Raw genomic sequence first — 15,799 nt, 5'->3', positions numbered from 1 at the left:
CACCCGGGCGCGGTCCCGCCCGGGTGCAGGTCGTGAAAGGTCAGCGGAAAGACCTTGAAGGCGCGGTCACTGCTTGGCCCAGCCCTTCCAGGTGGCTTCGTTCTTCTTGACCCAGTCGGCGGCGACGTCCTCGACCTTCTCGCCCTCGATATCGACGCGGGCGGCCAGCTCACCCATGGTGTTGTTGTCGAACTTGTAGTTCGAGATGATGCCATAGGCGCCCGGCCACTTCTGCTTCATGCCGGACCACACCGCCTTCCAGATGGGGCCGCGCGGCTTGGCGCAGTCGTACTTCATTTCCTTGTTCACGCCCCAGGCCGGGTCCTCGTAGCAGGCGAGCTGATAGGCCGGGAACTCGACGAACTCGCCCTTGTACTTGATGGGCGCCCAGTGCGGCGTGTAGATCCACAAGATGATGGGGGCCTTGCGCTCGTAGGCGCTCTTCAGCTCGGCGAACATGGCGGCGTCGGTGCCGGCATGGATTACCTCGAACGGCAGGCCGAGGGCCTCCACGCGTTCCTCGTCATAGCCGCCCCAGGTGGAAGGGCCGCCGAGGTAGCGGCCCTTGGGGGCGGTGTCGGGGGTGGAGAAGGCGGCGGCGCAGGCCTTCAGGGCCTTCCAGTCGGGCAGGCCGGGGCACTTTTCCTTCATGTATTCGGGAAACCACCAGTCCTCGCGGGCTTCCATGCCGGAGGAGCCCACATTCTCCACGCCGCCGGTCTTCACCGCCGCGTCGAGGGCTTCCTGGGCGGTGGTGGCCCAGACTTCGGGAGCGACGGTGAGGTCGCCGGTGCCCATGCCCGAGAATTGGGCAAGATAATCGGCGGGCACGTATTCGACGTTGTAGCCCTGCTTCTTCAGGATCTCGCCCATGATGTGGGCGCTGAGGAGCTGGCCGGTCCAGTCGTTGAGGGTGATCTTGATGGGATCCTTGGATTCCGGCGCGGCATTGGCCGTGCCGACCGCCATGGAGACGACGCCCGCGAGGGCGATGCGAGACAGAGTGCGAAGCATGCGGAACCCCTTTGGAAGTTTATCGGCGGCTTACTCCGAAGCCGTTCACTAAACAGAAATTTCATATCGTCCCAGGAATAAGGCGGAGCATATTTTGTTTTTTTGCGACCCGCCTGCACGAATTTGTGGCTTCGCGTGACTAATTTGGTGGCACGCGGCGGGGCCTCCTTTCGGGCTTCGCCACCGCGCCGGTGCGGGGCGAACAAGGCTGGCCGCCGCCGCCCCGAGGGGGCTGGCGGTGGCTCGACATCGCTCGTCGGTCAGGCGAGGATCTTGGTCATCTGCGGGTCGTAGAGGGGCGACAGGTGCACCGTGGCGGGCACGCGCACGGTGGCGACGTCCAGCTCATAGCGGCCGGCGAGCACGAAGGCGTCGTCGAGGCCGGTTTCGGGCTGGCGCACATAGCCGTAGCCGATGGCCTTGCCCACGCTGTGGCCAAACCCGCCGGAGGACAGCCAGCCCACCCGCTCGCCATTGCGATAGATGGTCTCGCGGCCCAGCAGCACCACGTCCGGGTCGTCCACGGTGAAGCAGGCGAGGCGCTTGCGCAGCGGTTCCGCCCGTTTGCGCGCCAGCGCCGCGCTGCCGATGAAGGGGGCATCGGTGTCGGGCTTGATGGCCCAGCCGAGGCCGCTCTCGAACGGGGTGTGGTCGGGGCCGATGTCGGAGCCGGAGGCCCAGTAGCCCTTCTCCAGCCGCAGGGTCTCGATGGCGCGATAGCCGGCGTTGCGGATGCCGAACTCGGCGCCGGCGTCCATCAGGGCGTCATAGACGGTGGCCGCGAACTCCACCGGAATGTGCAGCTCCCAGCCCAGTTCGCCCACGAAGGTGAGCCGCAGCGCTGTCACCGGGGCGCCGGCGACGTTGAGGGTGCGCAGCGTCGCGAACGGGAAGGCGGCGTCGCTGACGTCGTCGCGGGTGATCTTCTCCAGTACCTTGCGGGCGTTCGGCCCCATGAGTGCGAGCACCGCATACATGGACGACACGTCGATGAGATGGGCGTCGAGGCCGGCGGGCAGGTGGCGCTTGAGCCAGTCGAAGTCCTTGGTGGCGGCGCCGGTGCCGGCGACGATGTAATAGGTATCCGGGGCGAGGCGGCCCACGGTGAGGTCGCACTCGATGCCGCCCCGCGCGTTCAGCATCGGCGCATAGGTGAGCGTGCCCGCAGGCCGCGTCATGTCGCCGGCGCTGACGGCGGAGAGCGCGGCTTGCGCGTCCTTGCCGATGAGCATGAACTTGGCGAACGAGGTCTGGTCGAACACGGTGACGCTCTCGCGCGTCGCCTTGTGCTCGCGGGCCACCGCGTCGGTCCAGTTGGGACGGCCGAAGGTGTAGTGGTCCTGCGCCGCCTCGCCGGGGGCGGCGAACCAGTTGGGGCGCTCCCAGCCGAGCTTTTCGCCGAACACCGCGCCCTGGGCCCGCAGCCGGTCATAGAGCGGCGAGCGGCGCAGCGGCCGGCCGCTCTTGTGCTCCTCGTGGGGCCAGGCGATGGTGTAGTGCTTGGCATAGGCTTCCAGCGTGCGCTTGCGCACCCAGTTGACGTCCTGGTGGTTGCGGCCGAAGCGCAGAATGTCCACCGGCGAGAGGTCGTAGGGCGGCTCGCCGCCGACGATCCATTCCGCCAGCACCTTGCCGGCGCCGCCGCCGGAGGCGATGCCGAAGGCGTTGAAGCCGGCGCCCACGTAGAAGCCGGTCAGCTCCGGCGCCTGGCCGAGGATGAAATTGCCATCGGGCGTGAAGCTTTCCGGCCCGTTGATGAGCTGCTTGATGCCGGCGGTCTCAAGCGCCGGCACGCGGCCCAGCGCCAGCTCCATCAGCGGCTCGAAATGGTCGAAGTTGGACTGCAGCAGCTGGAAGTTGAATTTTTCCGGGAAGCCGCCCACCGCCCATGGGATCGGGTTCGGCTCGTAGCCGCCCATGACGAGGCCGCCGACTTCTTCCTTATAGTAAGTGAGGCGGTCGGGGTCGCGCAGGGTCGGCAGAGTGGAGGTGATGCCCTCGATGCGCTCGGTCACCATATATTGGTGCTCCACCGACACCAGGGGCACGTTGACCCCCACCTTGGCGCCCACCTCGCGCGCCCACTGGCCGGCGCAGTTGACCACGATCTCGCACGCGATCGGGCCGCGGCTGGTTTCCACCACGGTGACCCGGCCGCCCTCCACCTTGAAGCCGGTGACCTCGGTGTCCTCGAAGATGCGCGCGCCGTGCATGCGCGCGCCCTTGGCCAGCGAGCCGGTGATGTCGGAGGGGTTGGCCTGGCCGTCGGTGGGCAGGAAGGCGGCGCCCACCACGTCGGAGACATCCATCAGCGGCCACAGGGCCTGCGCCTCCTTGGGCGTCAGCAGATGCATGTCGAGGCCGAACGAGCGGGCGGTGGTGGCCTGGCGCTTCACCTCGGTCCAGCGCTCTTCGTTGCACGCGAGGCGCAGGCCGCCGTTCATCTTCCAGCCGGTGGCAAGGCCGGTTTCCTGCTCCAGGGTCTGGTAGATCTTCACCGACTCGCCCAGCAGCTGGGTGATGTTGGCGTTGGAGCGCAGCTGGCCCACCAGGCCGGCGGCGTGGAAGGTGGAGCCCGAGGTGAGCTTGTGGCGCTCGATGAGCACCGTGTCCTTATAGCCCAGCTTGGCCAGGTGATAGGCGGTGGACGTGCCGATGATGCCGCCGCCGACGATGACGACCTGGGCCTGGGTCGGAAACTCAGCCATGAAGATCCCCTGAGTGGTCCTTTTCGCGGGCGGCGCGCGGAATGCCGGCGGGGCCGGCGCGCGCCAATCGGCCCGCGAACCTCCACATGATTCCTGTTGCACTGCGGTCAAGTCAACGAAAATCCACACATCAATATTGCTTTGTGTGGCAAATGGAGGTTTTTGTGGGGTGGCAGGCCATCGATGGTGCGTTCCGCGCGCCGCTGGCGCCGGCCTGAGACAGGGGAAGCACATGACCGATTTGAGCCTGGATCACGTCGCCGATTTCGCCGGCACGCTCGCGGACGTGGCGCGCACGCTGGCGCGCGCGCACTTCCGCACCACCACGGCGTTCGAGCGCAAGGCCGACGAGAGCCCGGTGACCGTCGCCGACAAGGCCATCGAAGCGGCCTTGCGCGCCGCCATCCTGGCGCGGTTTCCGGGCCACGCCATCCTGGGCGAGGAGGCCGGCATGACCGGCGACGGTCATCTGTTGTGGGTGCTGGACCCCATCGACGGCACCAAGAGCTTCATTACCGGCATGCCGCTGTTCGGCGCCCTCATCGCCTTCGCGCGGGGCGGCGTGCCGCGCGTCGGGGTGATCGAGATGCCGGCCCTGGGCGAGCGCTGGGTGGGGGGGGCGGGTGGCGCCACGTTCAATGGCCAGCCGGCGCGGGCCAGTGGCTGCACGGCGCTGGACCAGGCGCGGGTCTACACCTCCTCGCCGGACTTCTTCACCCCCGATGACTGGGCGCGCTACGACGCCTTGAGCCGCCGGGGCGCCATCCGCCGTTTCGGCGGCGACTGCTACCAATATGGCCTGCTGGCCTCCGGCCACTGCGACCTGGTGGTGGAAACCGCGCTCCAGCCCTATGATTTCATGGCCCTGGTACCGGTGGTGGCGGGCGCCGGCGGGGTCATGACCGACTGGCAGGGCCGGCCGCTGGGTCTCGCCTCGGACGGCCGGGTGGTGGCGTCCGCCACCCCGGCGCTGCACGAGGTGGCCTTGCGCGCGCTCAATGGCTGATACGCGCGGCCGGTGAGCGGGCCGCGCCCGCGCCGGAGCGACACTGCCGGGGGCCGGTCAAGGCCGGAGCCTGCGGCATGGACCCTCCAAGCGCCCGCCCTCCGGTTGGCGCCGCGGCCTGTTCGCGGGGCCACAGGGGCACGGCGGGCGTGCCGCACCGATGGTCCATGATCTGGTCCGGGATCGGTGGTCGAGCTTTCTCCGGGGCGTTTGCTCCGGGGGCATTTGCTTTTGGGGCACGTGCTTTTGGAGCTTGGCCCGCCTGTCGCAAGGCCGTGGCATTGTGTGGACTTCCGGGTGCCGACTGGCCCCATTTCCACGCCCTGGCCCACACTGCCGGATGCCCGGGGGCGGCGTCCGGCCGGGTGGGGAAGGGGGGCGCCGTGGCCCCCCTTCCGGTCTCAGCCGCGATGCACCGGCGCCGTCACAGCATGAAGTCGCTGGCGCTGAGGCTGGTGGCGCCGACCACGTCGATGCGGAAATCGGCGATGCCGTCGCCGTTGGTGTCACCGAACACGGCCACCCCGGTCACCCCCTTCACCTGCCAGAGATCGCCGGCCGAGGTGAAGAACGGCTTCTGGTCGGTGAAGTTGAAGGCGGTGTTGCCGCTGGCGGCGCCGTTGGCGTCGATGGCGGAGAGGTCGATCTTGTCCACGCCCACCTGGAAATCGCGGATGACGTCGCTGGCACCGAGGCCGGGCGCGCTCTCGCTGGTGGCGTTGAACTTGAACACGTCTTTCCCGGCACCGCCCCACAGGGAATCGAGGCCGAGCCCGCCCACGAGTGTGTCGTTGCCCGTCCCGCCATAAAGCGTATCGGCGCCGGCGCCGCCGTCGAGGCTGTCGTTGCCCTCGTCGCCATAGAGCGTGTCGGCGTCGGCGCCACCGCTGATCTTGTCGTTGCCGGTGCCGCCGGACAGGGTGTCGTTGCCGGTCCCGCCATTGATGAAATCATCGCCGATGCCGCCGGAGATGGCATCGTTGCCGCCATCGCCGTTCAGGATGTCGCCGCCCTCGCCGCCGTTGATGGAATCGTCGCCCTCGCCGCCGAACACGAAGTCGACGCCCTGGTCGGCATCGATGATGTCGTTGCCGGCCTCGCCATAGAGCGTGTCGTCGCCCCAGCCGCCGCTCAGATAGTCATTGCCGGCGCCGCCGTGCAGGATGTCTGCGCCGTCGAAGCCGTAGAGCGCGTCGTCGCCGCCGGCGCCGTCGATATAGTTGACGGCGGCGTTGCCGCGAATGGTGTTGGCGACGGCGTTGCCGGTGCCGTCCTGGGCGCCGCTGCCGCCCAGGTCCAGGTTCTCCAGATAGGTGCCGAGGGTGTAGGAGGCGACCTTGCTCACCACCGTGTCCACGCCCTGGCCGCCGTATTCGACGACGTTGTCGCCCGTATTGTCCACCACGAAGCGGTCGTTTCCGGTGCCGCCATACAGGGTGTCCTTGCCGGCGCCGCCGTCCAGGAGGTCGTCCTGGTCGCCGCCATAGAGGTAATCATTTCCGTCGCCGCCGAACAGCTGGTCCTTGCCGGCGCCGCCGGAGAGGCTGTCGTTGCCGCCGAGGCCGGAGAGGGTGTCGTCGCCGTCGAGGCCGGAGAGAGTGTCGCCCAGGCTGCCGCCGGTGATGGCGTTGGCGAGGCCGTTGCCGGTGAGGCTGGCGCCCTTGCTGGGCAGGTCGTCGTCGGGGCTGACGACATAGCTCGACAGGTAGAGGTTCTCCACATTGGCGCCCAGGGTGTAGCTGGTGCCGACCACGCCCACCGTGTCGATGCCCTGGTTGGCGTACTCCACCACCGTGTCCTGGCCGGCGACGACGCCGAGATAGGTGTCGTTGCCGGTGCCGCCATACATGACGTCCTTGCCGTCGGTCATGTAGCCCGACCACTGGCCCCGGCCGGGGCCGCCATACAGCGCGTCGTTGCCGGCGCCGCCATAGAGAGTGTCGGCGCCAAAGCCGCCGTCGAGGTAATCGTCGCCGTCCTCGCCGTAGAGCGTGTCGTTCTCATAGACCCAGGTGCCGCCACCATAGACCTTGTCGTTGCCGGCGCCGGCATAGACCACGTCATCGCCGCCGTCGGCGAAGATCACGTCGTCGCCGCCCCCGCCATAGATGCGGTCGTCGCCGTCGCCGACCGTGATCTTGTCGTTGCCATTGCCGCCGTAAACGGTGTTGTCGCCGTCGCCGGTGGTGATCTTGTCGTTGCCCTCGCCGCCCCAGATCTCGTTGTCGCCGTCGCCCACCTCGATGCTGTCGTCGCCGGTGCCGCCGTCGATCAGGTTGTCGTCGTCGAGGGCATAGAGGGTGTCGTTGCCGGCGCCGCCATAGAGGGTGTTGTCGCCCTCGCCGCCGGAGACCAGATCGTCGCCGTCGCCGCCGTCCATGACGTCGTTGCCGTCGAAGCCGAAGAGCTGGTCGTTGCCGGCGCCGCCGGAGATGGTGTCGATGCCGTCGCCGCCGCTGGCGAAGTCGTTGCCATTGCCGCCGAACAGCATGTTGTTGCCGTCGAGGCCAAGAATGAAGTCATTTCCATCACCACCGTAGATGTCGTCGTCGGAATCGCTGCCGGTGATGGAGTCGTCACCGCCGAGTCCGTAATAGATGATGCCGGTGCTGCTGGTGGTGAACTTCACCGTGTTGGCGGCGTCGGTGCCGTAGAGTGTCGACCGTGCCATGTCACGCCCTTTCCTTCTGCCAGGGCCCTGCGGCGCCCGGTGTGCGGGGAAGTGATGACGCAGCTTTGCTTCAGAGTGCCCGCGCGCCACGGCGGGCGTGTTTCAATCGTAACGGTGTGAAGCGCGCGACCTGCGCCTGGCGCCACGGGCGCTGCCGGCGGCGCTCCATCCGGCAGGTGCTGTCCAGTCCGCTATCCGGGCGAGCGACGCAGGCGTGGTGCTGGAGGCAGGGGAGCAGGCGGGGGGCACAGTGCCCCGGTCGGGCGCGCGGGCCGTGGCGGATGGGTGGCGTTTGGGGCGGCGGTGGGCGGCGCGATCGCCTCAGGCCTGGTTGAGCGCGCCGAGGAACAGGTCAACTTCCTTGCGCAGGTTCTCGGCTTCCCCGGCGAGCTGGTTGGCGGAGGACAGCACCGCGCCGGCGACCGTGCTGGTCTCGTCGGCGGCCGCGGCCACCACCGCGATGTTGCGGGAAATCTCTCCCGTCCCCATCGCGGTCTGCTGCACGTTGTCGGAGATTTCCACCGTCGCGGTGACCTGCTGCTGCGCCGCCAGGGCGACCGCGGCCGCCACTTCGCTGATGTCGACGATGGAGGCGCCGATGCCCTTGATGGCCTCCACCGTGGAGGAGGTGGCGTTCTGGATGTCGGTGATCTGCGCGGAAATTTCCTCGGTCGCCTTGGCGGTCTGCCCGGCCAGGGTCTTGACCTCGCTCGCCACCACCGCGAACCCCCTGCCCGCGTCGCCGGCGCGGGCGGCCTCGATGGTGGCGTTGAGGGCGAGCAGGTTGGTCTGCGCGGTGATCTCCTGGATGAGCTGCATCACCGAGCCGATCTTTTCCGCGTCCTTGGCGAGGCCGTCCACCACGCGCCCGGTGCGGCTGGCCTGCTCGACGGCGGCGGCGGCCATTTCCGATGCGTTGGAGACCTGCCGTCCGATCTCGCGGCTGGAGACCGTCATCTCCTCGGTGGCGCCGGCGACCGCCTGCACATTCGACGAGGCTTCCTGGGAGGCGGAGGCGACGATGCTGCTTTGCTGCTGGGTCTGCTGCGAGGTGCTCAGCATGCTGGCGGCACTCTTCTGCAGTTCGCCGGCGGCGGTGGTCAGGTTGCCGACCACGGTGCGGATGACGGTTTCGAAATTCTTGGCGAGGCTTGCGATCTTATTGCCGCGGGCGAGCTTGGCCTCGCCCTCGGCGCGGTTCGCGGCCTCCAGCGCGGCGGCCTTGATGAGGCCCAGGCGCAGCACGTCGAACGAGCGGGCGAGGTCGCCGATCTCGTCCTTGCGGCCGAGGTAGGGAATCTCGAAATTGGTTTCGCCCTGCTGCAACGCTCCGGTGACGTCGACGATGCGCCGCAGCGGGGGAACGATGGTGAGGATCAGCACGCACACGATGACGCTGCCGATGGCGATGCCCAGAAGGCCCAGGGCCAGGGTCGGGACGAACAGCTGGGGCTGGGACTGGTGCAGGTGAACGAGAAGAAGAATGAAAAAGGTCCATGCCGCCACGATGGGCGGCATGAAGCACAGAACGATTCTCAGCCCCAGGCCACGGGTAAAGACGCCCATCTTCGTCAGGATGCTCGTCATCATCAAGGCGCTCCCATCGACCGGAAAATCCGGTATCCCGTTCATGGTGGCGGATTGAGCGTAATTTTATGCCACTGTCGTTATACGCGCCTCGAGAGAACAGCATCAGGCTTGTGGGAGGCTTTGGCCCTCGTGCCCCCGAGCGGCTTCACACTCCAGGCGTGGATCGGCCCGGCATCGGGCCCGGACCAGCGGTCCGCCGTCTCCGGTCGTGGTGCCGGGACCGCGGCCGAAAGCACACCTTTGGCCAGGCGCGCCGGTTGGCCAAGCCCTTCCTTGGACGGAGGCCCTTTTCGGGCAACAGGGGGCTGGCGGGCGTCGCGCGGCCGCCGGGCCCATGGCCCGGCGCGAACCGTTCGGGCGGCCGGCGCCGCGCCCGGGGAGCTCAGCGCTCGCGCCAGGCGTAGGCGATCTGCTCGGTCAGCGGCTCCAGCATGAAGGCCGCCGGCGAGCGGCTGCCGGTGGTGATGAAGGCGTCCACCGGCATGCCCGAGACCAGCTTCAGGTCCCCCAGGGCGGCGCCGGTCGCGGCGTCGAGGGCGGTGCGCACGGTGTAGAAGGACTGGCCGGTGCGGGTATCCACCGAAACCTCCTCCGCCACCCGCGTCACGGTGCCGGAGACGGCGGGCAGCAGCCGCTGGTTGCCGGCGCGCAGGCGCAGAAACACGGGCGCGCCCAACCGGACCTGGTCGATGTCGCCGGGGGCGACGCGGGTCTCGGCCACCAGCACGTCGCCGGACGGGACCAGCGACATGATCACGCCGCCCGGCTGCACCACCGCGCCCCGGGCATGGACGGCAAGCTCATGCACCCGGCCGCCCTGCGGCGCGCGCACTTCCACTTCGGCGAGCTGGTGCTCGGCGGCGGTCCGCCGCTCGGCGAGGGTGGACAGCTCGCCCTGGATCTCGGCGAGGCTGCCGGCGGCCCGGGCGGCGGTGTCGGACCGCACCTGGGCGAGGCGCAGCTCGGCTTCCGCGGCGGCGATCTCAGCTCCGGCGATGGCGGCGGCGATGCGGCCGGTCTCGCCCTCGGCGGTGGCCAGGGTGCGCTGGAGCGCCAGATAGCGCGGCCGGGCGATGAGGCCCTTGCGGATCAGCGGGTCGAGGCTGTCCATCTCCTCCTTCGCCAGGGCGATCTCCTCGTGCTTGGCGGCCAGCTGGGCGCGGAAGCCCTCCGCCTGCTTGCGATACTGCGCCACCTGTTGACCGATCTGCGCGGTCAGGCCGGCCTCGGCGGCGCGCGAGGAGGCGAACGCGGCCTCCTCCGAGCGAAGCGCTGCGGCCACCACCGGCTCGGCGCGGCGCGCCTCCAGGTCGGGCGGCAGGACCAGCATCGCATCGCCGCGGATTTCGGATTCCAGGCGCGCCCGGCGGGCGGTGAGCTCGGCGGCGCGGGCGGAAACGACGCCCAGCTGGGCGCGCAGGGCGGTGTCGTCCAGCACCACCAGCACGTCGCCGGTCTCGACCCGGTCGCCTTCCTTGACCCGGATCTCGGCCACGGCGCCACCGGCCACGTGCTGGATCTTCTTCACGTGGGTGTCCACCACCAGGTCGCCCTGGGTGACCACGGCGCTGTCGATGCGGGTGAGCACGCCCCAGGCCAGGGTGGAGGCCACCAGAAGGCCCACCAGGGCGAAGCCGATGCCGGCGAGGCGGTCCAGGGACGCGCGCGGAGCGTCATCGGGGGCGGGGTCCGGGGTGGACGTGGAAGCGGACAGGGGCGTGGGCGTGGACATGGTGGATCTCCGGGGCAGAGGGTCAGGCGGCGGGGCGGGCGACGGCGGCGGGACGCAGCACGGCGTCGCGCGGGCCAAAGGCGCGCTGGCGCCCGTCTTCGAGGATGAGCACCTTGTTGCAGGCGGACACCGCGGCCGGGCGGTGGGTGATGAGCACCACCACCGCGCCCCGCGCCCGCGCCGCCCGCACTGCCGCGGCCAGGGCCGCGTCGCCGGCGGCGTCAAGGTTGGAGTTCGGCTCGTCCATCACCAGCAGGAAGGGGTCGCCGTAGAGCGCGCGGGCGAGAGCGAGCCGCTGGCGCTGGCCGGCGGACAGCGCGCCGTGGGCCTCGCCCGCCGGGGTGTCGTAGCCGGCGGGCAGGCGCAGGATGAAGTCGTGGAGGCCGGCGGCACGGGCGGCGGCGATCACCGCCGCGCTGTCGGGGGCGGGCGCCATGCGGGCGATGTTCTCGGCGATGCTGCCATCGAACAGGCCGATGCCCTGCGCCACATAGCCGATGTGGCGGCCGCGTTCCGCCGCCGCCCATTGGTCGAGGGTGGCGCCGTCGAGGCGGATGGTGCCGGCGTGGGGGGCAAGCACGCCCGCCAGGGCGCGGGCCAGGGTGGACTTGCCGGCGCCGCTCGACCCCAGCACCGCCAGGGCATCGCCGGCCTGAAGGGCGAAGTCGATCTGGGCCAGCACCGGAGCCGAGGCCGCGCCACCGGCGGCAAGGCCGTCCACCGTCAGCGTGGCGCGTGGCGCCGGCAGGGCGGTGGCGGGCGCCGGAGCGGCGGCGAGCTGCGCCTTCAGCCGGGCGAAGGCGGCCCGGCCGTCCACCAGGCCCCGCCAGTTGGCAATGGCGAGGTCCACCGGCGCCAGGGCCCGGCCCACCACGATGGTGCTGGCGAGGATGGCGCCGGCCGAAATCTCGGCGCGGATGAGCAGGAAGGCGCCGAGGCCCAGCAGCAGCGACTGCAGCAGCATGCGCCCGGTGCGGGCGGCGATGCCGAACCCGCCCACCACCTCCGCCACCCGGCACTGGGCTTCGCCGGCCGTCCGGCTGCGGGTGGCGTGGCGGGCATCGACGGCGCCGAGCAGGCCCATGGCCAGCACGGTCTCGGCGTTGCGGCGGGCATCGTCCAGCAGCACCGCCTTGCGCGCGCCGAGGGCCATGGCGTCGCCGGCGGGGCGGCGGCCCAGGCGATCGGCGAGGATGGTGAGGGTCACGAGGCAGGTGGCGCCGGCCAGGGCGAACACGCCGAGCGCCGGGTGGATGAGGAACACCAGGCCCACGAACAGCGGCACGAACGGCAGGTCGATCAGCGCCAGCAGCCCGCCGCCGGCCAGGGCCGCCCGCGCGGTGTCGAGGTCGCGCAGGGGGTGGCTGGTCCCGGCCTGGCCGGCGGCGGCGGCGGTGAGGGTGGCGGCCAGGGCCGGCCCGCGCAGCCGGCTTTCGAACTGCTGGGCGAGGCGCGCCATCATGCGCTGGCGCACGCCGTCGATGAGCCCCTGGAGCAGGTAGAGCGCCACCATCAGGCCGGTGACGGTGACAAGGGTGGGAATGGAGCGGCTCACCAGCACCCGGTCATAGACCTGCATCATATAGAGCGAGCCGTTGAGGGCGAGCAGGTTGGTGGCGAACGAGAAGGCGACCAGCGCCGGCAGGTGGCGCCGGGCCGCGGCCACGGCGCCCGGCAAGGGCGCGGCGCCGTCGAGGGGGCGGACGGGGAGGCGGAACATGGCGGGCTCCGGAAAGCGGGGGGCCGGCGGTGGCGCCGGCCCGACCCTTGTGCGCCCGCATCACTTCGCCCCGGCGCCGTCCCGCCCGGCTCCGTGTTTCAATTGTTTCTCGCCGACGCCGGCAAGGGGAGCGGTGGCGGGGAGAAACATGATGCCATCCGCCCCGTCTTCGACCGGTGCCAAGGGGCCGTCCAAGCGGGGCCGTCCAAGCGCCGCGCGGGCTTGACCAAAGGCCCATGAGTCAAGCCCATGGGCCTTTGGTGTAAGAATGATGGCCGGCGTCGCGCGGTGGGCGGCGCCCGGGGGAAGGAGGCGCCGGCGTGGCCACCGCCGACCGCCACCGCCGACCGCCACCACCGACCGCCGTCGCCGGGACGCGGCGCGACGCGGGCGGCGGTCCGCCGGGTGCGACCGCCGGTGGCCGGGGACTGCGCTGCGAGCCGGCGCGGCGTTTGAGCCAGCTCTTGTTCGGGCAAGCCTTTGTTCGGGCGAGCCCTTGGCACCGGTCGAAGGCCGGGGCTGCTGGGCTCAGTGGTCGAAGCGCAGGGCGATCCGGGCGCGGCCGTGGCTGCGGCCGAAATGCACCTGGTCCGACAGCCGTTGCAGCATGTAGGCGGCGAAGCCCGCCACTTCCTTGGCGTCACCCAGAAGCGCTTCCGGCGGCGGACGCTCCTTGGGCGGTTGCACGATCTCGCCGTGATAGAGCAGGTAGACGTCGAGATGGGCCTCGTCGAAGCGGGCGCGCAGCTCGATGGCGTCGTCCGCGAGCCCGCTGTCGGTCACGAGTTCCAGCGCCTGGGCGACGATGGGGATGGCGGCGGCGATCACGTCGCGCCGCGCCCCCCACAGGTCGCCCTGCCGCTCCAGGAAGTCGCGGGCGAACGGGAAGGCGTGGGCGCCTTCCGGCACCTCCTCCCCGGTCTCGCGGGCGATGCCGATGCGGAACAGCAGGTTGAGCACGATGGCGCTGCACGCCGCCATGGTCAGCGGGGTCGAGAACAGCGGCTGCAGCACGCCGTGGATCTGCTCGCGTAGCGGCAGCAGCGCCACCGAGAGCCCCGCCAGCACCGACAGCCCGACCACGAACACCCGCCGCTCGGACAGCCGGCGCGAGACGATGAGATCCATGCCGGCCACCACCAGATAGGCCGAGGTGTAGAGCAGGATGCCGCCGATCACCGGCGAGGGGATGAGGGTGAGCGCGACGATGGCCTTGGGGAAGAAGGCGATGGCGAAGATGAGCGCGCCGGCGGCGAGGCCGATCACCCGCGCCGTGGCCTGGGTGGCGAAGGCCAGCCCCACGGACGAGGACGACAGGCCGGCCTGGAAGCCGCCGGTGAGGCCGTTCAGCATGTTGCCGATGCCGCAGGCGGTGACCGCGCGCTGGGCGGCCCGCATGTCGGCCCGGCGCCAGTCGGCGTCGTTCATCTTCTCCAGCGAGACGGTCACCGACAGCACGTCCACCAGGTTCATCACCACCAGCAGCGCCATCAGCGGAAACAGGCTGACGTCGAGCCGCAGCGTTGGCAGGCTCAGCTCGGGCCAGGCGAGCAGCGGCGCCGCGCCGATGGCGGCCGCCGTGCCCGGATGATCGGTGCCGAGCAGCACCGCCAGCACCCAGCCCAGGCTGGCCCCGGTGAACACCGCGAACAGTTTCAGCCGCCGCGGCGCGAACACCGTGATGGCGACGATGACGCCGAGGGTGATGGCGCTGGTGCCGACGGCCCCGGGCACGATCTGCAGCGTGGAGCCGGCCTCGATGCCCAGCGCCCGGCGCAGCGCCGGGCCGGCCAGGGAGACGCCGAGCATGGTGACCGCCACACCGCAGACCTCCGGCGGCAGCAGGACCCGCAGCGGGCGCACCAGCCGCGCCACGAAGATCTGCACCAGCCCGACCGTGAAGGTGGTGGCGGCCAGCAGGCCGAGGCCGCCCAGCGTCATGGCCTGCACCGCCAGTGGAATGGCGCCGGCGGCGGGGATGTGGACCGCCAGATAGCCGCTGCCGAAGCGCGAGCGCAGGCATTGCACGATGGTGGCGAGCCCGATGCTGAGCGCGCACGCCGACAGCATGGCCGACACCTGCTCCGCCGGCAGGTGCGCTTCGGTGGCGGCGAGGATGGGATAGATGAGGAAGGTCACCGCCAGCATGGCGTGCTGGGCCGCGAGCGGCACCAGGCTGGCGGGCGGGACGGGATCGTTCAGTCCATAGACCAGGGCGCTGGGGCGGCGCGCCACCCGCTGGCTGCCCGGCGTCGGGGGGAAGACGCGGTCCAGCAGCCGCCGCAGGCCGGAGAACCGGCCCGCGGCCGCGGGCCTGCGGGCGTCATGCACGCGCGCCCGCCACGAATGCGCGGATGAGGTGGTGCGCGATCGCCGCCGGCGCCGGCGCGAACAGGCCGTCGGGGTGGGTGCGGGTCAGCATGGCCGCCGTTTCCTCCCGCGAGACCCAGCGCACCGCCTCCACTTCGTTGGGGTCCATGGTGATGGCCTCGGAGGTGGCCTCCGCGAGGCAGCCGAGCATCAGCGACATGGGGAAGGGCCAGGGCTGGCAGGAGTGGTAGGACACGCGGCCGACCCGGATGCCGGCCTCCTCCAGCGTCTCGCGCCGCACCGCGTCCTCAAGGGTTTCTCCCGGCTCCACGAAGCCGGCGAGGCAGCTCCACATGCCGGGCGGGAAATGCGGCGCGCGGCCGAGCAGGCAGTGGTCCGCGCGGGCGGTCAGCATGATGACTACGGGATCGGTGCGGGGGAAATGCTGGGCGCCGCAGCCCGGGCAGTCGCGCCGCCAGCCGCCGTCCACGGCGCGGGTGGCGGCGCCGCAATTGGAGCAGAAGCGGTGCCGGCCATGCCAGCCGAGCAGCGCCTTTCCGGTGGCCAGCGGGCCGAGATGGTCGGCCGCCACCAGCCCGCCGCTGGCGATGGAGCGCAGGTCGGTGACGAGGAGGCCGGCGGCCTCGATCTCCTCCCGGCGGCCCGGGTCGAAGGCGAGGGCGAAGCGCGGCGCCTTGCCCTCCAGCCCCAGGAACAGGCCGGCGTCGGAGCACCAGGGTGCGGCCTCGGCCAAGCTGAACAGGGGGTCGTGCGGCTGGCCCGGCGCCCGCGCGGGCTTCAGCGCCACCAGCTCGCCGCCGAAGGCATAGGCCCGCGCGCCGGCATCGCCGCGCAGCACGGCGATGTTGGGGCGCAGGTGGGCGGCGCGATCGAGCCGCGTTTCCACATAGCCCAGGGGCGGCCATGCGCCGAGGTCGGGATGGGACGGGGGCAGCAACATGATGGGCGGAAGCTTTGAACGACGGCGCAGGAAGGCGACGGTTGCACGGGTTCGCCCCGCGAGGCAAGGGGCGAGCGGGGCGCGTGC

Annotated in this window: 9 protein-coding genes; 1 reads left to right on the top strand and 8 read right to left on the bottom strand. The window is 70.8% G+C overall.

The genetic code is table 11. The features are described from left to right. Positions 1-66 precede the first annotated feature (66 nt). Both V5F53_RS16395 and V5F53_RS16390 read right to left on the bottom strand, forming a co-directional pair. Complete coding sequence (locus V5F53_RS16395; RefSeq protein ID WP_393994796.1) at positions 67-1,014, bottom strand: ABC transporter substrate-binding protein; 948 nt, start codon at positions 1,012-1,014, stop codon at positions 67-69. A gap of 260 nt (positions 1,015-1,274) precedes the next feature. Continuing rightward, a complete protein-coding gene (locus V5F53_RS16390; protein ID WP_393994797.1) occupies positions 1,275-3,722 on the bottom strand; it encodes a GcvT family protein in 2,448 nt (815 codons plus the stop codon). 232 nt (positions 3,723-3,954) lie between these two features. Between V5F53_RS16390 and V5F53_RS16385 the strand changes: the two genes are divergently transcribed. Further along, positions 3,955-4,728 (top strand): inositol monophosphatase family protein, encoded by a 774-nt coding sequence (locus V5F53_RS16385; protein ID WP_393994798.1) that lies wholly within the window; start codon positions 3,955-3,957, stop codon positions 4,726-4,728. A 424-nt stretch (positions 4,729-5,152) separates the two neighbouring features. On the opposite strand, the gene V5F53_RS16380 is transcribed toward V5F53_RS16385, so the two are convergent. The 6 genes from V5F53_RS16380 to nudC all read right to left on the bottom strand — a co-directional run bounded on the left by V5F53_RS16380 (position 5,153) and on the right by nudC (position 15,712). Then, on the bottom strand, positions 5,153-7,399 hold the full coding sequence (locus V5F53_RS16380; protein WP_393994799.1) for a calcium-binding protein: 2,247 nt from the start codon (positions 7,397-7,399) through the stop codon (positions 5,153-5,155). 321 nt (positions 7,400-7,720) lie between these two features. Further along, the gene (locus V5F53_RS16375) at positions 7,721-8,989 is read right to left on the bottom strand and encodes a methyl-accepting chemotaxis protein (protein WP_393994800.1); all 1,269 of its coding nucleotides are present in this window, start codon (positions 8,987-8,989) and stop codon (positions 7,721-7,723) included. Between the two features lie 382 nt (positions 8,990-9,371). Further along, positions 9,372-10,721, bottom strand: a complete 1,350-nt coding sequence (locus V5F53_RS16370) for an HlyD family type I secretion periplasmic adaptor subunit (RefSeq protein ID WP_393994801.1) — start codon at positions 10,719-10,721, stop codon at positions 9,372-9,374. 22 nt (positions 10,722-10,743) lie between these two features. Beyond that, the gene (locus V5F53_RS16365) at positions 10,744-12,441 is read right to left on the bottom strand and encodes a type I secretion system permease/ATPase (protein ID WP_393994802.1); all 1,698 of its coding nucleotides are present in this window, start codon (positions 12,439-12,441) and stop codon (positions 10,744-10,746) included. 528 nt (positions 12,442-12,969) lie between these two features. Further along, positions 12,970-14,772 (bottom strand): uracil-xanthine permease family protein, encoded by a 1,803-nt coding sequence (locus V5F53_RS16360; protein ID WP_393994803.1) that lies wholly within the window; start codon positions 14,770-14,772, stop codon positions 12,970-12,972. Further along, positions 14,765-15,712 (bottom strand): NAD(+) diphosphatase, encoded by a 948-nt coding sequence (gene nudC, locus V5F53_RS16355; RefSeq protein WP_393994804.1) that lies wholly within the window; start codon positions 15,710-15,712, stop codon positions 14,765-14,767. The genes V5F53_RS16360 and nudC overlap by 8 nt, the downstream gene beginning before the upstream one ends. Between the last annotated feature and the right edge of the window lie 87 nt (positions 15,713-15,799).

The sequence above is a fragment of the Xanthobacter cornucopiae genome (assembly GCF_043195065.2).
Classification (GTDB): domain Bacteria; phylum Pseudomonadota; class Alphaproteobacteria; order Rhizobiales; family Xanthobacteraceae; genus Xanthobacter.
Note: the sequence above shows the minus strand (reverse complement) of the source record. Positions and strands in the feature narration are given on the sequence as shown.

Excerpts from the sequence above, each read along its gene's own strand:
- V5F53_RS16395 (WP_393994796.1), bottom strand. The coding sequence starts at position 1,014 with ATGCTTCGCACTCTGTCTCGCATCGCCCTCGCGGGCGTCGTCTCCATG.
- V5F53_RS16390 (WP_393994797.1), bottom strand. The coding sequence starts at position 3,722 with ATGGCTGAGTTTCCGACCCAGGCCCAGGTCGTCATCGTCGGCGGCGGC.
- V5F53_RS16385 (WP_393994798.1), top strand. The coding sequence starts at position 3,955 with ATGACCGATTTGAGCCTGGATCACGTCGCCGATTTCGCCGGCACGCTC.
- V5F53_RS16380 (WP_393994799.1), bottom strand. The coding sequence starts at position 7,399 with ATGGCACGGTCGACACTCTACGGCACCGACGCCGCCAACACGGTGAAG.
- V5F53_RS16375 (WP_393994800.1), bottom strand. The coding sequence starts at position 8,989 with ATGATGACGAGCATCCTGACGAAGATGGGCGTCTTTACCCGTGGCCTG.
- V5F53_RS16370 (WP_393994801.1), bottom strand. The coding sequence starts at position 10,721 with ATGTCCACGCCCACGCCCCTGTCCGCTTCCACGTCCACCCCGGACCCC.
- V5F53_RS16365 (WP_393994802.1), bottom strand. The coding sequence starts at position 12,441 with ATGTTCCGCCTCCCCGTCCGCCCCCTCGACGGCGCCGCGCCCTTGCCG.
- nudC (WP_393994804.1), bottom strand. The coding sequence starts at position 15,712 with ATGTTGCTGCCCCCGTCCCATCCCGACCTCGGCGCATGGCCGCCCCTG.